This window comes from Mucilaginibacter sp. P4_C11, assembly GCF_056402115.1.
Window position 1 is genome coordinate 24,801 of sequence record NZ_JBFUIA010000039.1, and the last position, 22,234, is coordinate 47,034.

The following is a 22,234-nucleotide window of genomic DNA, read 5'->3' on the forward strand; positions in this document are numbered from 1 at the left end:
TTTAGATAATTTGATGTTGTATAAAGGTAACAGGGAAAACAACACCCGGCAAGTACGATTGAATGGAGACCATTAACTTCCCGATATTTCCTTCAACATATTTATAGGCACCATCCAGCTTTATCAAACTAAAGGATTTCCCCTTTAATCCGCCTGCTAATACAATAAACAGGTCCTGGTCAAACAGCCGGATGTTTCCCCTGTGAATCACCATTTGGATATCGGCCAGGCGGGTAGCAAAAAAAGCTTCGTGATCACCTTTAGTACTACTGGCTTTCGTGATCACCAGGTCGGCATATTTGCCGGCAATAACTTCGCCTGTATTCATATTCCAGGCTTTTGCGGCAGTTTTGTTGAGTGATTGGTACAGTTCCTGGTCGCTAAGCATGCCGGTATTACGTGCCATGCAGATGTGGTCCCATATATTCCAACTGCCGGTAAGGGTAGAGTCGGTTCCAAAAAGAATATCAGCGAACGGCTTTAGCTTATGGATATCGGCTGTTTTGTTTAATAAGTAAAAGTTCGACTCGGGGCACCATACTAAAGCCTTAAAATAGGGCGCCTGTTGTGTGCTCATGGCTACCGCGTGTATACCAACCAGGGGGCGGCAAAATTTATTCCAGCTAATCAGTTCATCTATTTCGCGGGAGGCCAGTTCATCTGATCCTTCACCTGTATGGATAACGACGGGTAACTTTCGTTTTAATGGATTGTTGAGCTTTAATTTCCAGAGCTTTTCAAACGATGCGGAATGCAGGTCTTGTGTTTCCTCAAAAATATTCAACAGGGCATTGTCAATGCTCAACCGCTCCCCGTGGTTTACCACGGTTGTAACGCCGCACAACAAGTTTTTGTATATCCCCCAAAGTATCCGCAGGTGACGGGGCACCTTAAGCACAGCAGCAATTTCTTTTTTAAACTCCCAGTGAATATTTGCCCCCCACTCGGTATAATTATTATAAATCCGGCTGCCCAGCTGCGGGAAAAGGTTAAAATCAAGGTGATCGTGCGAATTGACAATGCCGGGGAAAATGATGGAGTTTTCAAAATAAAGCGATAACTGCTCATCGGCGTTTAAGGCTGTTAAACTTACGGTATCAATCTTTTCGCCTTCAATTTTAATATCAAACGTTTGCCCGCTGTCGGCCGTTACCACATTCCCCAGTATCATTTTTCTTTTTTTAAATGAATACCATAAATAACAGGGAAGCCCAGGTATTTTTCGTAAACATGTAGCGCGTTGGCATCTGCGTAAAACGGCTTCATGGTTTCGTCAATTTTTATTTCCTGCTGGGTCATGAGCTTGAAACCATTGCTTATAAGCGCTTCCTTAATGGTAAATATCGGGTGTACATAGTTACGCACTGCCATTAATGTATTACTGTGTTTAAAGGTACGCTTACCGCCAGATGCCAGCGTATGCGGATGAAAATCGGTGATAATGATCTCGCCTCCGGATTTAAGCAAACGGCTCCATGCATGCAGTGCCTCGTCTATATCTTCAATATGGGCAACGGTTAGTGTTGAAACTATGATATCAAAAGAGCCGTCGGCAACATCCAAAAACAAGTTATCTGTAATTTTGCGTGTATGCGCGTCGGGATATTTATTCTTCAGTTTCTTTAACATTCCGGCAGATACATCAAAGCCTGTTAGCGCAGCCGGTTTTTTATTAAATATAATGGGCCATTGCCTGCCGGTACCGCAGCCTATATCGGCTATTAGTTTATCGTTCAGATCCAGACCTTCCAACAAACCTTTAAAAAGTATTCCGTCAAGGTGCAGCATGAGGTTACCAGGCTGCATATCGTAGTCAGAAGCCCACAGGTCGTAAGCCTCTACTACACCTTTTTCGGTTACGGGGGTGGTTATTTTGCTTTTTATATAGTTTTTAACGGTTGCCAGCATTGTGCGCGTTTTTATAACAATAACGGCCTGGAAGTCTTTAAGGTTGCCCCGCGCTTTTTATTTTGTCGCAGGCAACCTCCACTGTTTTACTGCCGTAATGTATTATGAATAGTTTAATGTTGATCTGGGTTGGCGACGGCGGAATAACATCCGCCGCCGCCATTAATTGCCAATAACACATGAATAAGATTTTACTGTATAACCCTAAAAGCGCTTTTTATAAGCACCGCATTCCTAATTCTATTTTAAATATTGCCGCATCGGTTGAGGGCAAGTATGATTGGGTAATTGTTGATGGTAATTGCGAAACAGATCCGCTAAGTAAAATAGAAAGTTATTTAAAAACAGGCGAGTTTGGTTACCTGGGATTTACCGTAATGCCTGGCCCGCAATTAAGGCAAGCTATTCCGTTATCAAAAATCATTAAAGAACGGTATCCCTATACCACCATGATTTGGGGAGGATATTTTCCGTCGAGCCAGCCCAAAGCTGTACTGAATTCGGGCTTTGTTGATTTTATCATTAACGGCCCCGGCGACAAAGCATTTCCCCGCCTTATTGACGCTTTGGAGAACCATGAACCTTACGAGTTTATTAAAAATCTGATTTATAAGGCCGACGGCAAAATTACCAAGACCATTAAAGAAGACTTGCTTGACCAGGATTCGCTGCCGCCATTACCCTACGATAAACTGGGTACTTTTTACCCGATAGAAAAATATTTGGGTAAAACTTACCTGGGGCAACGTACGATGGCCTATCACTCCAGCATTGGTTGTCCGTTCACTTGCTCGTTTTGTGCTGTGGTGCCTATATATGAAGCACGGTGGAAAGCTAAATCGGCCAAACAGGTTTACAAAGATGTTAAATATATTAAGGACAAATGGGGAGCGGATGCTATTGAATTTCATGATAATAACTTTTTTGTATCAGAGAAGCGCACTGTTGAATTTGCCAAATTAATAGAGCCCGAAAATATGTCGTGGTGGGGGATGGCGCGTATTGATACCATGGATAAATTCAGCGATGCCTCGTTAGAGCAAATACGTCGTGGTGGTTGCAAAATTATATTTTTTGGTGCCGAAAGCGGAAGTAACGAGGTATTGGAGCAACTGGATAAAGGAGGCACACAAACCGGCGACCAGATTATCCGGTTTGCGGAGCGATTGAAGAAATTTGACATTATTCCTGAATATTCCTTTGTATTAGGAACACCGGCAGCAACGCCAGAAAAGGTACAGGCGGGAATAGATTTTGAAATTGATTTTATCAAGAAGGTTAAAGCCGTTAATCCACGTACCGAGATTGTTTTATATACCTACACGCCCGTGCCCACCGAAGGATCAGAATTGTATAAGCAGGTTTTAGACCAGGGCTTTCAATACCCTCAAACCCTGGAAGACTGGATGAGCCCCGCCTGGGAAAGTTTCGACCTGCGCAAAAACCCGCTTACCCCGTGGTTAAAACCCGAGATGGTTGATAAGATACGCAATTTTGAAACTGTGCTAAACGGCGTGTACCCAACCGTGACTGATATCAGGTTAAATGACTTAAAGCGGAAGTCGATTAAATTCATTTCCAACTTACGGTACAAAGCCAACCTGTATAAATACCCTTACGAAATAAAATTACTACAGCGGTTTTGGAAATACCGCCAACCTGAAATATCCGGATTTTAAATGGTTAATGATTTGTCGAACTTTAACTTAAACGATATTGCCCCTAATGTAGCCACAATTGCTCCTGAAGCGTTTGAGGCCATGTATGTTGCCGTGCGCGATAAAGAGGGCAGGCTGTATACAAACAAACAAGTGGCACGCCTGCCTGAAATTGATTCCGGCCACCGATATCATAAGGAGTGGAAAATGAGAAAGCATTCTGCTGAACAGCTAATCGCTTTCTTGAAAAACCAACGCCGCCCATTGGATATCCTGGAGGTTGGCTGCGGCAACGGCTGGCTTTCGGCCAAACTTGCGGGTATCCCTAAAGCTAAAGTAATTGGCATTGATCCTAACGGTGTAGAAATTGAGCAGGCAAACAGGGTGTTCAAAAAAAAGAACCTTAAATTTATCCATGCCCCATTTACCAGCACTTCGTTTGGCGGGGGAACGCAATTTGATGTCATCATTTTTGCGGCGTCTATCCAATACTTCCCCTGCATTAAGGACGTTATGGCCGATGCATTCAGTTTGCTTACTTCCGCGGGGCGCGTCCATGTACTCGACACCCATTTTTATCATTCCGGTGAGGTTGAAATTGCAGCCGAAAGGAGCAAGGATTATTTTACGTCAATAGGCTTTCCGGAAATGGCGCAGTACTATTTTCATCATCCACTAAAACAGGTGATGAATTATAAGCACAAGGTGATGTTTAATCCCACGTCGTTTTTAAATAAGATCATCAAAAGAAACATTTTTTACTGGATAAGAATTAAACCCTGACCAATGACCGGGCAAAACGTATTGCACACTTTTAAGCGCTACCGTACCCTGCAAACGCACAGGGTAACAGCGTTGCCTATTGTAATATTAATGCCCCACAGCGCCTGTAACTGCCGTTGCGTAATGTGTGATATCTGGAAGGATAATAAAAACCTGAAACAACTGACCGAAGCTGATATCACAGGATTACTGGCATCACTGAAATCATTGGGCACAACCCAGGTGCTGATGTCTGGAGGCGAGGCTTTGCTGAACGCCAACTTTTTTACATTGTGCCGAATCTTGAAAGATGCAGGTATCAGCGTGGTGTTATTGACTACCGGTTTATCTATAAAAAATAATGCCGGCGATATCCTGAAATACGTTAGCGAGGTAATTGTCTCTATTGACGGCGACGAGCCGCTGCATGATGCCATCCGCAACATTCCCAACGCTTTTAAAAAGCTGAAAGAAGGAGTGGAGTACATCAAAAAACTCAACCCTGCTTACCGGATAACCGGGCGGACCGTGATACACAGGTTAAACTACCGCAACTGGGCCAATATTATTGCCGAAGCCAAAAAGATGGGGCTTAACCAGGTAAGTTTTTTACCTGCCGATGTAAGCAGTCATGCATTTAACCGCCAGCAGGCCTGGGCCGAGCCTAAGCAAAACGAGATACTGGTATCGGAAAAGGAATTGCCCGAACTTTGCGAAGTGATAAGTTACCTGTTTGAAGAATTTGACAAAGAGTTTCACAACGGTTTTATTGCCGAAAGCAAAGAGAAGATCCAGGATATCTACCATTATTACGCGGCTTTTTATGGTCTAAATGAATTCCCGTTTAAAAAATGCAATGCACCATGGGTATCAACCGTAGTTGAAGCCGATGGAACGGTTAGGCCTTGTTTCTTTTTGGAACCAATGGGTAACATCAGGGATTCATCGCTCCAGGTAATTTTAAATAGCCCTGATGCAATCGCTTTCCGCAAATCGTTGAATACATCAACGCATCCAACCTGTTTAAAATGTGTTTGTTCGCTTAACCTGTCGCCATTAACCCGTCTATCTTAATTTTATGGAGCAGTTAAATAATATATTGTTCACCCATTCCTACTTTTTGCGGTTCGATCCTAAGCAATGGGCAATAGGGCAGCCTTATGCACCGCTGGGCACATTATATGCCGCATCCAACATGCGGATTCATGGTTATAACGTATCGTTTTTTGATAACATGTTTTCGCACGCGGCGCTTGATGTTATGCCCGCCATAACCCAAAATAAACCAGGCTTTTTTGTGATTTATGACGATGGGTTCAACTATCTCACCAAAATGTGCCTTACCAATATGCGCGAGGCTGCGTTTAAAATGTGTAAGCTGGCCAAAAAGTATGGTTGCACCGTAATTGTATCCAGTTCCGACTCCACAGACCGGTATAAGGAGTATTTGAACGAGGGGGCTGATTTTGTAATCATCGGCGAAGCCGAACAAACTTTACTGGAACTTACCAACGCTATAAAAAGCGGCGTTGAAGATATTGAACAAATACAGGGACTTGCCTATATTAAAAATGGCCTGCCTTTTAAAACTATTGCAAGGCCGGTGCTCAAAGATCTGGATACTTTGCCGCTGCCTGCCTGGGACCTGGTTGATATTACCCCTTACCGCGAAAGCTGGCTTAAACATGCGGGATATTTCTCGATGAACGTTGGCACTACCCGTGGCTGCCCTTTTAAATGCAACTGGTGTGCTAAACCCATTTACGGAAATCGCTACAACTCCCGCAGTCCCGAAAATGTGATTGCCGAGCTTAAGCTTTTGAAAGCCATGTTCAACATGGACCATATTTGGTTTTGCGACGATATTTTTGGCTTAAAACCTGGGTGGGTAAAACAGTTTGCCCAATTGGTAAAAACGGAGGGGCTACAGTTCAGGTACAAACTCCAATCACGGGCGGATTTGTTGCTGGATGATGAAGACGTGGCTGCACTGGCCGCATCTGGTTGCGAAAATGTGTGGATAGGCGCCGAGAGCGGTTCGCAAAAGATACTGGACGCTATGGATAAAGGTACAACTGTTGAACAGATAGCAACAGCCACACAACTGATGAAAAAGCATGGCATAAAACCGTCTTTCTTTATCCAGTTTGGCTACCCAGGCGAAATAAAAGACGATATCGCGCTTACTATCAACATGATCAATAGCCTGTTGCCTCATGAAATCGGAATATCGGTATCGTACCCATTGCCCGGGACCCTGTTTTATGAAAAAGTAAAATCCGACCTGCGCCAAAAAACAAACTGGACAGACTCTGACGAGATGGCGCTGATGTTTAGCAACACATTTAGTGCCGCGTATTATAAACAATTGCACCGTTACGTACATCAAAATTACCATGCCCACCTAGCTAAAAACAGCCTGGTAAAACTATTGAAAAATCCATTTCAGCCCAGTTTAAAACGTATCAGGAAGGCCGCATCGTTTATTTATCATGCCCCGGCAACTTTGATAGAAGGGTTTAAACTTCAAAAATTGGAGAACACCATATGAGCCAAATCAGCCTTGTAAATAATGAAGCCAACGCATCAGATGCCTTTAGCCGGCAATCTGCGGTATTTGACGAAATTTACTCGGGCAACACCATCATCAATTACAAAAGGGCCAGGGTAAGGGAGCATGTACTTCGATATTTAAACCCGGCGGGCAGCATACTCGAATTGAACAGCGGGACAGGGGAGGATGCCCTATTTTTTGCCCAACAAGGGTATCGAGTTCATGCTACTGATATATCAACGGGAATGCAGCAAGAACTTCAGCAAAAAGCAATACCCTATAAAGATTATATAAGCACCGAAATTTGCTCCTTTACCCACCTGGATGAATTAAAGCAACGAGGCCCTTACGATCATATTTTTTCCAACTTTGGCGGTTTGAACTGCACCAGCGAGCTGGAAAAGGTTTTGTTATCATTTGATAGCCTTTTAAAACCCGGCGGAAAGGTAACTTTAGTTATCATATCTCCATTTTGCCTGTGGGAAACATTGCTTGTTTTTAAAGGACGGTTCAAAACTGCATTCAGGCGATTTTTTAGCAGCAAAGGAAGATCTGCCCATATTGAAGGTGCATACTTTAAGTGTTTTTATTATAATAAATCCTTCATTATAAATGTTTTACAAAATTCATTTAAAGTATTAAGCGTCGAAGGCCTGTGTACCATAGTACCGCCATCATATATAGAGGGCTTTGCCGAAAAACACCCCAAAGCTTATAATTTTCTGAAGAACAAAGAAGACCGGCTAAAAGGTACCTGGCCCTGGAAGTATATCGGCGATTACTTTATCATTTCGCTGGAGAAAAAATAGTACACACGAATTTGAACTGATTTATCCGAATTTCACGAATTTACATCAGTTTAATGTTAACCTTGTTAAAATGCAAGATTCTGTTTATTAAATAGTTATATACTATAGTGTCTGAAATGTGTTAAGTTATGTTAACCTACTTTAAATGCGTTTACCCTGTCTGCTCAATTAAGCCCTAAACCAGAGAATTAAGCATTTACTTTAGAATATTCATTGCCTATAACATCCATTCGGGTAGCTGGAGAACCATCCATGTAATTTGTGAAATTCGAAAAAATACGCGTGCATTCGTGTTTCTAAATTGGTGTTTATCCTACCTTTGCGCCCATATAATCGTGCCCATGTTAAAAAAAATCCTTCCCGGTTTATTGTTTAGTATCCTTTGGGCAACCGGGTCTGTCGCTGTAAAATTCGGAATCCGCTCGGCAGATGCATTGATATTGGCCAGCATCCGGTTTATAGCCACCGGCTTCATATTCGGTCCCTTTTTTGGCCTGGTAAGGAAAGAACGTTTCTGGCCACTAAAAAGCGAATGGAAAAGTATTATCATTTACGGCTTTTTATGCACTACCTTAACATTGGGCTCGTTCTTTGCCGCCCAGCGATACGCTTCGGCTGGCATCAGTATGTTGTTTATAGCGGTTGCTCCTTTGCTAATCGCGCTATTTTCGTCAATAATTGTTAAGCGGAAACTTACCAGGTTCGAAATTATCGGGATGCTGATTGCATTTACCGGTCTGGTGCTGGCTTCGGCAGCGGCTTTGCCTAATGCCAGTATAAAACCACTGGGTATTATATTGCTGCTTATTTACATTTTTGCCTATGCATCAAGCAGTGTTTACTTCTCTACCTTAAGTATCAGCCTACCTAATGTATCATTCAATATCTGGCAGGTATTTGTAGGTGGAATAATTTTGTTGCCGTTTTGCCCTCTATTTGAGCAGCAGCATGTACACCACATTGATATTAACTTGTTTTTATCCCTCTTTTGGCTAATTGTGGTGCTCTCATTTATCGCCAACCAGTTATGGCTATACCTGGTTGGCCAGGATGCTGTAACCGCAGGTACATGGCTTTACCTTACGCCTGTATTTGGGTACGGTTTTGGTTACCTTTTACTTGGTGAACAAATCTCGGTTTACGCAATAGCCGGAACTGTTTTGGTGGTAACCGGGCTTGTGGTATCTAAAAAGAAAATAAAAAACATCGAGCCGTTATAAATACCTTTATAAAATTGAAGACCAATGTTCCGGGCTTTCAGCTTTGTGCATTCTGCTTTAAGCTTTTACCATCAATTGGCCACGCTATGATGGTCTTCGGCAAGTAATTGGGCTACTTTATTTTGAAAGCGCTTAATCAGGCTTGATTGGAAATTTCCTGGATCTGGTTTGGCGCAATGCTTATCGGCGGCTATGGCCAATAAAATTCCATGGTCGTTAAGTTTTTGCTGCCTGGTTTTCTCATTCCACCTGCGCGATGTAATTTTCATAAAACCATCGTCCAACAAATCGCCCAGTTTATTGTTAAGTAAAAACTCAACCAGGTTTTTTAACCAATTCTTTTTAAACGACTTTGCGGTTGATACCCGCATAATATGATTAGGCAAATATTTACGTGTCCAGGCGTTGGCTGTAAAAAAATCAGCAAAAGTAGTGTCGCCCTGGATAGGTATCAGTGTAACAACTTCCGTGGCAGTATAGATATTCTTTTCGGCTATTTCAAGTGCTTGTTCATCCACATAGTAGTTCATGCAAAAGCAATGTTGCTTGTTTACCACGAATGTTAACTTCTTAAAAAAATGCATCAGCGTACGCGCTATCCAAAGGCGGTTTGGCGCGGTAATTATAAACAGGTCGATATCTGATTGGTCGTCGGCATAATTTTTAGATAACGAGCCCGAAATAGCGATACCCCGCACGTAAGGGAAATTAATAAGCAAGCTGCCAACCTTGCGTGCTGTACTTATCATTTCAATAGCCTTTTGGTTGCCTTTATTACGGCGCTGTGCCAGGTACTGGTCGTTTTTTAAGCAGTAAAATTTATCAAAACGGTATACCATCCGGGTTTCAATCAGGCAGGTCATGGCATCGTCAAACGTTTTGCGATCAAATTTCACCGGCAAAAACAAGCATACCTCTTCGCGGGTGAGCGGATAGTTAAATGCATCAAAATAGGCCAGTGTAGTTAATATGTTCTTTTTAATTTCTGACACGGTATTGAAGCTTGGTTGATTAAAAACGGACCTGATCTGCATTATTTATAGTATTAAGTCTTAAGTTCTGAGTCTTGAGTCTGAATTTTATCTCGCCGTTTTTGGGCTTGTAACTTAGGACTTTCTACTAAGAACTATCTACCATTTTATAGGCGGCACAACATTAGTATGACGTAAGCGCTAAACTGTTGGTTGCCACTTCATCTAAATATTCGTGGCTTTTATTTCTGACGATATCTGCGGGCTTCTCTTCACCGCCAGAAAATAGCAGGAACGCAAAAAACAAGCTGTAAAACATAACACCTTTATCGGCGTCCAACACATTTTCTGATAGCGAAACAATAATAATCAGCAACATAAAACTGATAAATACTACATCTTTTTTTTTGATGGCTGTTTTAAAACCATACCCAAGTGTTACCAAATAAACAAGCAGTCCCCAAATGCCCGATTTTACCAGAAAACTGAGGTATTGGTTGTGGGCGTTTAAATTGGCCAAAAAAGAGTTGTACATTTTGGCCTTAAAAAAATCATCGTGTAATAATGCCTGCTCAGCACCAGAGCCATAGCCAATTAAAGGCTTCTGTTTAATAAGTTTGGCTACCACGTGCCAACGGGCCAGGCGCGAGTCAGTACTTTCGCCCGGTTTGAATGCCGAAAAATCCTCCGTTAAGCTGGTTAAATAGCGTTCTTTGAACGAAGGTTCATTTAAAACTATTATAAAAGCTAACCCAGATATAGCAATACCGGCCAATATAAACTTCAGCCTGTTTTTACCATTGAGCAAGCTATACGGCAGCACCAGGTTAATAACTATAAACAAAATTGCCAGTATTGATTTTGAACTTAGCTGAATAAGCCCGCATAACAAAATGAGACTGCAAACACAGTAAATTAATTTAACAGGTAATCGCAGCGGTTTAAACAATAACGTTAACAGGTACACCAATGCTATCACCAACTGTAAGGAAAAAAAAGTAGCGTGTATATCAAGCGGCTCCGAGAAATTGTGATTGGTAAATGCCGGCGAAAAAATAGTTTTAAACGGCAAATGGTAATATTTAATAGTAAATAGCGCATCAATATATAGGTAGATGATAGTTACAGTACACACAAATGCAAAAGCCAATAAAAGATTAGCCCTGTATTTTTTTATATCGAGGTTATTAAGCAACAGCATTACCGGAAAAACCAACACAGGTAAACGCAACACCCATTCGTTAAAGGCTTCGGCAGGGTACCGGGAGTAAACCGTGGCAATAAGCGTAACAAAAAAAACAGACTGCAGTAATGCGGTTTTTAATGTGAACACATCCCTTAGCTTATCCTTTCGCAAATGGATAAGTGTATGCGCAATAAAACTAATGAGTATAATATGGCTGTAAAACCTGTCAAACGGCAGGCTTGCCATCAGCAGCATGATGTGGTAATAACTTACCTTATTAGCGTTACTATCATTTATCAGCAATAACTGCTTCATAGTTTTTGTGTTTATAGCTCTCGATGATAAACTCCTCGTATTGGTCAATTACACGTTCCCAATTAAACTGGTATTGAATTTTATGAAGATTATTCATCACCATGTTTTTCTCGGGTGCCTTACGCTGTACATTCTCCACAAGGTGGGTAACTTCGGCTGCATTGGAAAAATAAAATGCATCTGTATTTAATACCGATTTATTAAAAGGGTTATTATGCGCAGCTATCAGGGCCTCGCTGGCCATGGCCTCCAACAGCGACGGATTGGTGCCGCCAACGCTATGCCCGTGAAAATAGAGGTAAGAGTTATTTTGTAATGACCGTACTTTAGGTGTATCAAAAATAGCACCTTTAAATTGTATACGCTCATCATTGGCAAATTTATTGGTGATGAACTTGCCAAAACGATTGCCGGTATCGCCCAAAACTTTAAATTTTTTGCCCGAATTACTCCTGTTAAAACCTTCCAGGATAGCTTCAATATTATTTTCGGGTTCCATGCGCGCCATCAGCAAAAAATAGTCCTCTTTAAGCGCTTCGTTCATGTCATATTGCTCGCGCTCAAAATCAGTAAAAATATCTGCCCCATAGGGAATATATCTGCTGTTAATGTTATACTTATCCTTCAGGTACGCCTTTATCACCCTTGAATCGGCAACATAGTAGTCGCTGTGTTTAACTGCCAGCTTTTCGGCATATTTCAAAAATTGCTGTACCGGTTTAGCATATTTAGTCCGCTTCCACTCCATGCCGTCCATATTGGTGATGATGGTACTGTTTTTAGGGTAAAGCTGCCCCCAAACCGAACTGCTGGTGTAGCCCATAAGCATTACCACGTCAAAATTTCGTTTGCGGGCGTCTAACAGGCAGTTCATATCGTAAATAAACTGGCCGGCGGTACCAACCAGGTATTCAGGGTCGTAGCAGTGCCTTATCTCCACGCCGTTCCAGCTATCCTGCTGATAAGGGTGATTATGCGAATTATAAACAGTTACAGAATGACCCCGCTTTACCAAACCGGCCGATACATATTCTGAAATATGTTCAAACCCGCCGTAATAATTCGGTACACCCCTTATCCCTAATATGGCTATGCGTAGTTTCATGTTATAATACAGATTGATATGCTTTTAAAGTTTGAGTTGCAGCCTGTTTCCAGGTGTATTTTTGTAAAATTTTATCGCGTAAACATTCGTTAACAGGAGCTTGGCTGGCTTTTTCAACGGCAGCCAAAATGCTTTGCGGTATTTCCGGGTCGCAGTAAAATGCATCGTCGGCAAAATATTCCCTCACGTCGCCTTTGTCGCTTATTACCACGCTGCAACCCATCAGGGCAGCTTCTATCGAGCTGAGACCCGTGGTTTCAAACCAACTTGGTAATACATGTACCTTGGCCTGCGTATAATATTTTACCAGCTCATATTGCGGTAACTGATCGATGAATGTGATGTTATCGGCAGCCGTTTTACGACATTCCTGGTAATAAGCGGCCTGGTTGGGGGAATGGGTGCCAATAAGCAGCAACCGGTAAGGCGTATTATTTATTGCTTTTATCAGGTTCAACTGGTTTTTAATACCTTCTATCCTGGCAACACAAAGCACCAGTTTATCATCTTTTTTTACCGAGGCATCATATTTAAACAAATGCTGATCGGTGCCGTTTGGCACTACCATGTGCTTTACTTCGCCCGGGTAATTGTTTAATACTCTTTGATACTCTGATCTGGAGTTGGGCAATATCATAGCTGTCCGGCTCAAAATATCCAATATACTTTTGCGCTGCCCTTTCCAGGCGTAGGCCATACTGGCCAGCTTATCGCGGCCAAGCAGGTAACGGGCTATGGTTTTAACATATTCCACACCATCTGCCGGCAGGTATTTGAAAAGCCTGCCCAAACCTTTGCGATGCTGCTGATCGTATTCGCTGTAATTACATAATATGGTTGATATTACAAATGGTTTTTCGGCCTTATGGCTATGGTATAAGATATCGGCAGGCCGGGTGAGGTTAAAAAAATGCAGCAGATCGTAATTGCTGTAATTAATATGTTCGTTGGTCAATTTTATATCTGCGGTAATGCCCATAAAAGTTAGGTGGCGCGCGGTTTGTACCACCTGCACGGTATCGCCACCAGGCACGGTATACAAGGTTGACCGGGTGATGAATGCAACTTTCATATCGCAGCGCCTCCTGATATTAATTTATGCAACCAATTAATTACACGTTCGGGAAAGTAGCTAACGGTATATAGCAGGTAATTATCTAACCTTAAAGGCGAGATGCTGATAGCCCTGGCTACGTGAACGCGGGCCTTTTGAGGCTGGAAATTATTGAGCAGCAATTTTTTACCACAAAGCGCATAATAAGAACCCTGTTTTATTTTTGCTGAATATTGTTTTTCGCCCATCTCCGCCAGTAAACTGCCTTCCCGTTTACTTATCACGCGGTTTTTAAGTGTGGCGTATTTGATATCCCTGAATTTACGCGGCCTCCATTTTTCGTCAATTGTGATTGATTCGGGGTTTAGCCTTACTTTAATTAAGGGTTGCGCAAGGTTGCATGCCTTTTGATCTTTTAAAATATTAACCCATAAAAAATGATCTTCAAAGGTATAGGCGTGCTCATTATAGCCACCCTTGCTAATCACCATATCTTTTTTGTAAAAAACACAGGAGTGAATGAATGGGCAAACCGAATATTTTAACTGCTGAATCTCGTTGTTATCAAAAGCCGGGGGCTTGTGGGTAAACAAAAAATGCCCTTCCATATCAATATAATCAGCGGCCGACCCAATTACGCTGTACTCCGGGTTGGCTATCATAAAATCATGTTGTAGTTGCAGCCGTTCGGGGTAGCAAATATCATCGGCATCAAAGCGCGCTATGAAGGGGGCACGCGCATATTTCAACCCGTTATTGAGGGCATCAGCAATACCTTTGTTATCCTGGTAAATTACCACAATCCGCGGGTCGTCAAACGAGCGGACAACGTCAACAGTGTTATCTGTCGATCCGTCATTTACTATCAGCAATTCAAAATCGGTAAAAGTTTGTTGCAGCACCGATGTTATGGCATCGCCAATATATTTACCCGCGTTGTAGGCTGGCATCAGTACCGTTATTTGTGGGATGCTAAAATTCATTTACCAAAGGTTTAGGTGATTGGGTTTCCTTGATATTTAACAGTAGCAGCAGTTCAAAAAATACGATAACCGAAAGCTGCTCAAACCAGTATTCGATAAAAAATGCAGCCAGCATTAACAGCAAAAGGGGCAGGCCGTAGGTTAAAGCTTTAAAATGCCTGGCAAAAAAGCCAAGGTAGTAAACGGCAAATATGAGTAAACCAATAAGGCCGTATTCGGCTAACAACTGGTCGTAAACCGAAAACGGACTATTGGTTAACGAATGGAAGCCCGCCCTTTTGCTGAAATAATTGAGATATAAGTCGAGATGATTTACCATAAAATCATGTCCGATGTAGGTGAATTTATGCGGATAGCCTCCCGCAAACCCAAGTCCGGTGGCTCTAAAAGCCAGCTTCGATGAAAAATTGCCAATACCCGCGCCGGTTACTATTCTATTAATATGGTGATGCAAAAAGTTGGTTGTTTGTAAAAAGCCAATCAGTTTGCCTGGTCTATCCTGCCTGGGTGCAACAATTTCCTGCCCCGAAACCGGTAATGCCGTTTTGTGTGCATCAATAAACTGCACCAGTTGTTTTTGCTCGGGAGGTGTTTGCGTGCTGCTTTGATAAGGCGCCGAATTAATATCGGGGCCCTTAATTGCTATCCGGCCGCCTTCGGTTTCGTAAGGCTCACTTTGGGGCTTTATTCTCTCAGTCTTTTGGGGATGGGCCGCTTTATAAATGCTATCCCTGAAAACGATGGCCTGTTTTTGCCGGCGTTCGTCAAAGCTTAATATACTATCCGGTCTTCCGTTGACGGGTACATTTGCCCACACCGAGGGTTTGGCCGGGCTGGGATCTTTATGCAGCAGTATTGAAATTGCGTTGGTGGTATAGCGGTTATTTTGAGGCGAAATTTTCGCCATAAAAATGCCTAAAAAAACCAGGCAAATTACAATCAGGCTTTTTTGATAACGATCTGTTTTGAAAATAAATAGCAGTAAAAAAACAAGCACTATAACAATATTGATAAAATTACTGCCCGTAAACAGTAGCGTCGCCATGCACATAAAAAGCATAAGGGCGTTTTTGCGCGTTAAAAAATAGATTACGCCAAAAGCATTCAGCATTGCGTTAGTTGTCGAGGTGTCAAAAGTCACTCCCCTTATGTAATCGCCGGTGTTTAAAAAATACTTTTGCAGCTGACCCTGGTAGGTATAAGGGTTTATGGCATGGGTCTCTAAAAATATAGCAGCCAGGTTGCCAGCCGAGAATAATGCATTGATAATAAAAAAAACAACGATGGTTTGATGTATTACCGCAGGTTGGTTTTGCTCAACAGCCAGTTTAACCTGGTGAATGGCAAGGATGCATAATACCCAAAAACCTATACCGGTCAACAACATAATGGTATAGTTAAGTTGCGTATAATTTTTGCCTATAAACCAGTTAATAACCGCTATAGCAATTACCAGTGGATAAAATAGCGGCAGCCGGGAGTTTTTGAAACTAAAACCGAATTTGAAATTAAACTGCAGGAGTGTGAACAGCAGGATAACAGGGATCTTGATGCCGATTTTTACGTTTAAAAACAAAAGCAAAAATGCCAGCAGCTTCCAATCTACTTTTTGCTTTAATTTATTGATGTAAAAGATTGCTTTGTTAACCAACATTATCCTGGGGCATTTAAAGTCATTACGACTTAAAAACCGTATTGGTTGCCTGTGTAAAACAAGAGATGTCTTATTTTACCAGTTTAGTAACCTAATCAGGCCTGCTCTGTCATCCCGCTTTAACTGTGTGGTAATTAATAACGATAAGCCGTAAAATGCTACCGCGATAGTTGCCGCCAGCCATGTGTTTTGAAACAGGAATTTGGCTGCAAGGCCGCTAAAAAAGGCACATGCCATAGCAATGGCGAGTGTATTAAAAGACCCTTTAAGTCCCGATTTGTCATTGGCCAGATAGAAAATAGCTTGCACCAGGCAGGCCAATAAAAAAGCAAGTGCCGCTCCTTCGTTTTTGTAAAAAGGGATTAATATCAGGTCGCCAACTACGTTTACGACAAAAGTGATCAGGAATGAATGAAAGATCATTTTTAACCTGTTTTGCGCAAAAAAAATAGTCCACAAAAAGTTGTTCAGGTACATGAGGGGTAAACAGAGCGAGAGGATGAATATGGTGGTTGTATTAACCGCACCATACCTGCCATGGGTTATGTTGTCAACTACCGGGTTCCAACACATATTTAACACTAAAGCAGTAAACGCGGCAATGATAAGTTCTATCCTGATGAGTAATTTAAAATCGGCCTGCCGATGGTCGCCTGTTTTAAACAATTTGGTAAAACGGGGTAGAATTAAAGGGGCTATGGCTAACAGGGGGAGGGTAGAGATCTCAAATATTTTGTAAGCAAAACTATACTCGGCCAAACTAACAGCCGATACCATAAACCCGATGAACAACCAATCAAACCGGGCCAGGGCCGATGTAATTAGCACCACCCCAACCTGTGGTATTGATTGGCGCAGCAAGGCAAAGTAAGGTAACTTTCTCCAGGCCGGAAGTACAGGCACCCGTACATAGCGCCTGAAAAGATAAAAGGATACAACCAATTCAAGTACATCGCCACCAATAAATACCCATATTATAGTGCCGACGCTTACCTGGTGTAAAAGAGCTAACACAAGCAGACTGGTGCCCCTTAATACGTTGGATACAACCAGCATGCATGCCAATACTTTAAACCGCTCCATGCCGCTTGAAACCTGTTTTAGCGGTGTGGAAAAGAAGATCATGAGCTTGCCCACGCCCAATAATAATATAAGCCGGTATACTTCATTATCGTGGATAAAAAACGCCCGGCCAAATAACAGGATACCATAAAACAGGCCGCCGGTAAACAATACGTGGAAAGCGTAAAGCGACAAAACGGTTTGGGCATCATCGCCATGCGCTACTTTTTTAATAACCACCTGGTCGATACCAAAAGAAAGTATGTTGAATGCAGATAGCAGCACTGCTAAAGCAAGGTTAATCTGCCCAAAGCTATTTTTATCCAGATTTACAGATAATACATAAAAAATGATCACTCCAAACAACTGGTTGATGACAAGCTGCAATGTATTTGCCGAAAAATCAATTACCAGCTTTTTTTTCATGAACAATGTTGCGGTTTATTCAACACGCGCATGGGTATTAAGCTTATATGCCATGGCAGGTATGTCATGCTGGTATAAAGGTTTGTCTCTTACGCTTTGTGTAGCTTTACTAAGGTAATAATATTTTAGCCATGTATTTTTAAACGCCATCCGCGAGATGATGAAGCCTTCTTTGCCATCCAAAAAGCCCAATAAAAACAGGTAGGTTTTCACAAAATGAAATACGGGCGCCAAATACAGCTTTACCAGGCCTGCCTTTTTTCCGGCTTTCAGGTACTTTATGGCACTTAATTGAGCGTAGTGTATTGTCTTCTTCTCGTATTCGGCCCGGTTTTTTACTGAATAGTGGTGCAGGTTGCCAGCCAGTTTCTTTATGATAACATTTTTCGGCAGTTGCAGTGTTTCGTGTACCGGCGTTTCGTTCCATTTAACATATTGCCTGTTGAACAGGCGGATATGGTGATCGCGGCCCCAGTTACCAAAGCGGATAAGCTTTTTGCCAAAATATGTTTTAAAAGCTATATCGTAGACAGTTTTATCATCGTCGCGGGCAATTCCCTTTATTGAGTTGATCAGGGCCTGGTCGGGTATCTCATCGCCATCAACGCTCAGTATCCAGTTATATCGCGCCAACTGAATGCCTTTATTTTTGTTGGCGCCATAGCCAATCCATACTTTTTGAAATACTTTGCAGCCATATGCGATAGCTATAGTCACGGTTTGGTCGGTACTGTTATTGTCAATCACAATAATGTCGTCGCTGATCTGTTTCAGCAGCGGGATGCTTTTAACAAGGGTACCGGCCTCGTTTTTGGTAATGATCACAATAGAAATTGGATTCATGTTATAGTAATGTTAGTCGGCGTCTGTCGCTTCAAGTGATACAAGAAGAAGCAGGCATCTATTAACTATATCGTTATTTTAGGTGGAAGGGTTGCCCGCATGCCGAAAACTTATTTTAAAAAGCGCGTGCCGGCCTCATTTTAAAGCGTTAATTTTATACAAATACATTTACCACATGAAAACAGGAATAAGAGCCATTGTTACCGGTGCAACCGGAATGGTAGGCGAGGGGCTTATGCATCAATGCCTGCAAAGTCCGGATGTTGAGCAGGTTTTAGTGATTAACCGCAAGGCCTCGGGAATATCGCATCCAAAATTAAAGGAGATTATTCATGCCGATTTTTTTGATCTCTCGCCAATCAATGATCAGCTTGCCGGTTATAACGCATGCTTTTTTTGCCTGGGTGTTACTTCGGTTGGCAAAAAAGCGGATGAATATTATAAGCTTACGTATACGCTAACCATTCACATGGCCGAAATATTGTCAAAGCAAGATCCTGACATGACTTTCTGTTATGTATCGGGCGCCGGCACAGATACTAATGAAAAGGGCAATGGCTGGGCAGCAGTAAAAGGTAAAACAGAGAATGATTTGATGAAACTGCCTTTTGAACAAGTGTACGCCTTTAGACCAGGTTTTATAAAACCGATAAAGGGCTTGAAAAATGCCCACAGTTTTTACAAATATATCAACTGGCTATTCCCGGTTGGCCGCGCGCTTTACCCGGCCGGGTTTTGCACTTTGGAGGAATTGGCTGCTGCCATGATAAAGGTAGTGAACCACCCATACCCCAAAAAAGTGATAGAAGGGAAAGATATTATAGCGTTGGCTAAGTAATAATGCCGCTTGGCCGACTAAAAGGGGTATATTTAACCACATGCCTGCATTAGCCGGACCAACATGCTAACCCACCTTTATTGGAAGACTCATTCAATTGCCTTATCGATAGTTATCTTGCTGACAAAGTTGGCATTGCCGATCACTTTTTAAGCGATACGCTTGCTGCCGATCTTAAGCTTAATCTGCTGGCACTTGTTAAATCAAGCTTGTTATTATCTGCCGGAACTGGTAACGATAAAACCGTGAACCACGACACCAAGGTTAGGGGTGACCATATTTACTGGCTCGACCGTAAACATGACACCCCATGCGAAAATGATTTTTTCGACCTGATGGATAGTTTTGTAGCTTATCTTAATAAAACATGTTATACCGGTATTACAGGCTATGAATTTCATTATACGTTGTATGAAAAAGGGGCTTTCTACAAAAAACACCTTGATCAGTTTAGGAATAACGATAGCCGCAAATATTCAATGATCATGTATTTAAACACAGGGTGGTTAGCCGCCGATGGTGGCGAATTGCGCATACACCATGGAAATCGCGAGCAAAATATCGGCCCTGAAAACGGTCGTACGGTATTCTTTAAAAGTAACGAACTTGTCCATGAAGTTTTGTGCACCCAAACACCCAGGATGAGCATTACCGGATGGTTAAAGGTTGACCATTAAAATAAGTCTGAAGTCGAAAGTATTAAGTCCTAAGTCAAAAACCCCAAAATCGTTTTATAACTTAAAGTGTTCGACTTCAAACTTAAGACTTCAGACTATCATGGCTTAAAGCCCGAACCAATGTTCCAGTTTATACCAAGCGCAACGCCGGTTGATTTCAGATCGACCTTGCCATTGCCAATACCGGTAAGTGGCAGTTTCATGTAAGGCTGTAAAACCGCGCTAAACTTTGAGTTTATTCTTCGCTGATAATTAACATTTACATTCAGTACGCCAAACAGGTGAGTATTTTGATTTCGTACTTCCAGGTTATATGGCTTCCAACCGCTCTCGGCCGAGTAATCAAACCTGTAGTTTTCTTTAAGCATAAAATAGGACGATAACCCTGTACCCACACCAATAGTATTGCTTCCTTTTGAATATAACTGGTAGCTGAGATTCAAAGGAATATCAAGTACCTTACAGTTTGCCTGGACATTCGTAGGCGCTATTGACGGATTGTAAGACGCAGACGAATAACTGGTAGGTGTTGATGAATACGGCTTAATAGCGTATGCTACACCAGTACTGATGGTGAGCTTCCTTGTTACACGTAACGAAAGCTGTAATCCATAATTGGTGCCTGTTTGGCTATGTCCAAATGAATTTACCGCATTAGCATCAGATGCGGCCAATACGCTGATAGAAAACTGTGGCCTGTTTTTTATTGCTGATGCCTTAACAATAGCCATCTGTTTTTTTGCTTCCTGCTCTTTAGCCTTACCGGTAAGTGTATCCGTATTTTGATTTGTTGTTATATTGTTTTTTACCTGATTACTTGCCGATGCTATTTTATTGCCATCAAAAAGTGTATCAATACCAGCTGTTTTGTTTTTGGTTATTTGATTCGCCGGTTGTGTTTTGTTTGCGGCCAACTGAGTTACATCGGTGCCCGGCGTAACTTTGTTACTTGTTTCGGTTTTCGGCGCAGCGTTTCCAGGTAAAGCATGGTTGATAGCCATATTTGCAGCTTTATTGTAAAGACTGCCACCTGCAGCTGTGTTTACTTTTGAAGATTGTTTTTTGACAACACCCTCATTTACAGCAGTATTTTTTGTTTTGCCAAACAGGGTATCCCCCTGTGCATGTTTACTGTTAGTAGCGGGGATGGTTGTAGCAAGGCCTGTTGTTGTATCTCTTATCGTGCCGTTGCTCTGCGACTGATCAGGTGAGCCGATAAGCCTTTTATCATTACTTGTTTTAGTTTTAACCTTGCCTTGTAATTTGGTTGGATCTATTTTATCGGTTTTACTATAAAAGTATAAGCCCAAAGCAAGCAGCAATAAAGCTGCAATGCCGGATGCATAATACATGATGCGGATAAACCCTGCCTTTTTGTTGGATTTTTTATCCAACAGCTGTTCCATTGATTCCCAATCCTCCTCACGAAAAGCAAAGTGGTCTTCAGGACCGGATAAGCCGTCCCTGAACAATTGATCCAGTTTATTTTCGTGCTTCTCTTTCATTTCATTATTAATTCTATTAATACCGACATGCTGATACTTATAGTGCCAATAGCCACAATGGTATGTTGGCCGCTGCCGGAATTACTCTCCGGCAACCTGCCGGAATTGATTACCATATTTTTTAATTTTTCACGCGCTTTAAACAGGTTTGATTTTGACGTACCCGTACTTATATTTAGTTTCGACGCTATCTCCTCGTGCGAAAATCCCTCAATAGCAAACAGGTTAAACACCGTACGGTAAGCGTTAGGCAGTTGTTGCACCATGCCAATAAGATCATCGTAATTTAACTTCTGGTCGGGGAGTTCATTGTGCCCTATGTCCTCGGCGGCATCAAGATCATCAGTGAGCGATAGCTTCAGGTTACTTCTGTAATAATCAATCGAGGTGTTCATCATAATCCTGCCAACCCATGCAATAAAAGGGCGGCTGGCGTCATATTTCTGCAGGTTGGTAAATACCTTTAAAAAACCCTGGTTCATGATTTCAGCAGCTTCATACCTATTGCCTGCGTACCTAAGGCATATACTCATAGCAAAGCCGTAAAACGCTTTATATAGCATCTTCTGATCTTTTCGGCTTTGCTGTAAACAGCCCGCAATCAATTGTTGTAGTTCTGCTTCTCCCATATATACGGGCTACCTGTTTAATTAATTCCTGTTTGCAACTAACACGTATTTATGTTATAAAGGGTTGCCTGTGGA

At 42.0% G+C, this 22,234-nt stretch carries 20 protein-coding genes; 8 read left to right on the plus strand and 12 right to left on the minus strand.

The features are described 5' to 3' along the window. Window position 1 precedes the first annotated feature (1 nt). Both AC1DU2_RS26550 and AC1DU2_RS26555 read right to left on the minus strand, forming a co-directional pair. Entirely contained in the window at window positions 2–1,171 is a 1,170-nt protein-coding gene (locus AC1DU2_RS26550) for an amidohydrolase family protein (RefSeq protein ID WP_477388178.1), read from the minus strand. Beyond that, window positions 1,168–1,908, minus strand: a complete 741-nt coding sequence (locus AC1DU2_RS26555) for a class I SAM-dependent methyltransferase (protein ID WP_477388180.1) — start codon at window positions 1,906–1,908, stop codon at window positions 1,168–1,170. Before AC1DU2_RS26555 ends, AC1DU2_RS26550 begins: the two co-directional genes overlap by 4 nt. Window positions 1,909–2,087: 179 nt before the next feature. Between AC1DU2_RS26555 and AC1DU2_RS26560 the strand changes: the two genes are divergently transcribed. The 6 genes from AC1DU2_RS26560 (at window position 2,088) to AC1DU2_RS26585 (ending at window position 8,911) form a co-directional block, all read left to right on the plus strand. Further along, the gene (locus tag AC1DU2_RS26560) at window positions 2,088–3,587 is read left to right on the plus strand and encodes a B12-binding domain-containing radical SAM protein (protein ID WP_477358430.1); all 1,500 of its coding nucleotides are present in this window, start codon (window positions 2,088–2,090) and stop codon (window positions 3,585–3,587) included. A gap of 12 nt (window positions 3,588–3,599) precedes the next feature. Further along, entirely contained in the window at window positions 3,600–4,349 is a 750-nt protein-coding gene (locus AC1DU2_RS26565) for a class I SAM-dependent methyltransferase (RefSeq protein WP_477388182.1), read from the plus strand. Between the two features lie 3 nt (window positions 4,350–4,352). Continuing rightward, window positions 4,353–5,402 carry a radical SAM protein gene (locus tag AC1DU2_RS26570; RefSeq protein ID WP_477388184.1) on the plus strand — a complete coding sequence of 350 codons (1,050 nt, stop codon included), beginning with the start codon at window positions 4,353–4,355 and terminating at the stop codon, window positions 5,400–5,402. A 4-nt stretch (window positions 5,403–5,406) separates the two neighbouring features. Next, complete coding sequence (locus AC1DU2_RS26575; RefSeq protein WP_477388186.1) at window positions 5,407–6,879, plus strand: B12-binding domain-containing radical SAM protein; 1,473 nt, start codon at window positions 5,407–5,409, stop codon at window positions 6,877–6,879. Next, on the plus strand, window positions 6,876–7,691 hold the full coding sequence (locus AC1DU2_RS26580) for a class I SAM-dependent methyltransferase (protein ID WP_477388188.1): 816 nt from the start codon (window positions 6,876–6,878) through the stop codon (window positions 7,689–7,691). The genes AC1DU2_RS26575 and AC1DU2_RS26580 overlap by 4 nt, the downstream gene beginning before the upstream one ends. A 341-nt stretch (window positions 7,692–8,032) precedes the next feature. Beyond that, on the plus strand, window positions 8,033–8,911 hold the full coding sequence (locus AC1DU2_RS26585) for a DMT family transporter (protein ID WP_477358440.1): 879 nt from the start codon (window positions 8,033–8,035) through the stop codon (window positions 8,909–8,911). Between the two features lie 71 nt (window positions 8,912–8,982). Here AC1DU2_RS26585 and AC1DU2_RS26590 read toward each other — a convergent pair whose 3' ends face one another. The 8 genes from AC1DU2_RS26590 to AC1DU2_RS26625 form a co-directional block, all read right to left on the minus strand. Then, window positions 8,983–9,903 (minus strand): hypothetical protein, encoded by a 921-nt coding sequence (locus AC1DU2_RS26590; RefSeq protein WP_477358442.1) that lies wholly within the window; start codon window positions 9,901–9,903, stop codon window positions 8,983–8,985. A gap of 163 nt (window positions 9,904–10,066) precedes the next feature. Next, window positions 10,067–11,383, minus strand: a complete 1,317-nt coding sequence (locus AC1DU2_RS26595; RefSeq protein WP_477388190.1) for an O-antigen ligase family protein — start codon at window positions 11,381–11,383, stop codon at window positions 10,067–10,069. After that, the gene (locus tag AC1DU2_RS26600; RefSeq protein WP_477388192.1) at window positions 11,358–12,488 is read right to left on the minus strand and encodes a DUF1972 domain-containing protein; all 1,131 of its coding nucleotides are present in this window, start codon (window positions 12,486–12,488) and stop codon (window positions 11,358–11,360) included. The genes AC1DU2_RS26595 and AC1DU2_RS26600 overlap by 26 nt, the downstream gene beginning before the upstream one ends. Window position 12,489: 1 nt before the next feature. Continuing rightward, on the minus strand, window positions 12,490–13,560 hold the full coding sequence (locus AC1DU2_RS26605) for a glycosyltransferase family 4 protein (protein ID WP_477388194.1): 1,071 nt from the start codon (window positions 13,558–13,560) through the stop codon (window positions 12,490–12,492). Then, window positions 13,557–14,525, minus strand: coding sequence for a glycosyltransferase family 2 protein (locus AC1DU2_RS26610; protein WP_477388196.1), 969 nt, complete (start codon window positions 14,523–14,525; stop codon window positions 13,557–13,559). The genes AC1DU2_RS26605 and AC1DU2_RS26610 overlap by 4 nt, the downstream gene beginning before the upstream one ends. Then, window positions 14,515–16,179 (minus strand): hypothetical protein, encoded by a 1,665-nt coding sequence (locus AC1DU2_RS26615; protein ID WP_477388198.1) that lies wholly within the window; start codon window positions 16,177–16,179, stop codon window positions 14,515–14,517. Before AC1DU2_RS26615 ends, AC1DU2_RS26610 begins: the two co-directional genes overlap by 11 nt. A 75-nt stretch (window positions 16,180–16,254) precedes the next feature. Continuing rightward, on the minus strand, window positions 16,255–17,667 hold the full coding sequence (locus tag AC1DU2_RS26620; protein WP_477388200.1) for an oligosaccharide flippase family protein: 1,413 nt from the start codon (window positions 17,665–17,667) through the stop codon (window positions 16,255–16,257). A gap of 15 nt (window positions 17,668–17,682) precedes the next feature. Then, window positions 17,683–18,510 carry a glycosyltransferase family 2 protein gene (locus AC1DU2_RS26625; protein WP_477388202.1) on the minus strand — a complete coding sequence of 276 codons (828 nt, stop codon included), beginning with the start codon at window positions 18,508–18,510 and terminating at the stop codon, window positions 17,683–17,685. 175 nt (window positions 18,511–18,685) lie between these two features. On the opposite strand from AC1DU2_RS26625, the gene AC1DU2_RS26630 reads away from it, so the two are divergent. Then, window positions 18,686–19,348 carry an NAD-dependent epimerase/dehydratase family protein gene (locus tag AC1DU2_RS26630; RefSeq protein WP_477388204.1) on the plus strand — a complete coding sequence of 221 codons (663 nt, stop codon included), beginning with the start codon at window positions 18,686–18,688 and terminating at the stop codon, window positions 19,346–19,348. Between the two features lie 80 nt (window positions 19,349–19,428). Then, window positions 19,429–20,025, plus strand: coding sequence for a 2OG-Fe(II) oxygenase (locus tag AC1DU2_RS26635; RefSeq protein WP_477358462.1), 597 nt, complete (start codon window positions 19,429–19,431; stop codon window positions 20,023–20,025). Between the two features lie 98 nt (window positions 20,026–20,123). Here AC1DU2_RS26635 and AC1DU2_RS26640 read toward each other — a convergent pair whose 3' ends face one another. Together AC1DU2_RS26640 and AC1DU2_RS26645 are read right to left on the minus strand one after the other, a co-directional pair. Beyond that, window positions 20,124–21,530, minus strand: coding sequence for a hypothetical protein (locus AC1DU2_RS26640; RefSeq protein ID WP_477388206.1), 1,407 nt, complete (start codon window positions 21,528–21,530; stop codon window positions 20,124–20,126). Continuing rightward, window positions 21,527–22,159, minus strand: coding sequence for an RNA polymerase sigma factor (locus AC1DU2_RS26645; protein WP_477358466.1), 633 nt, complete (start codon window positions 22,157–22,159; stop codon window positions 21,527–21,529). The genes AC1DU2_RS26640 and AC1DU2_RS26645 overlap by 4 nt, the downstream gene beginning before the upstream one ends. Window positions 22,160–22,234 lie beyond the last annotated feature (75 nt).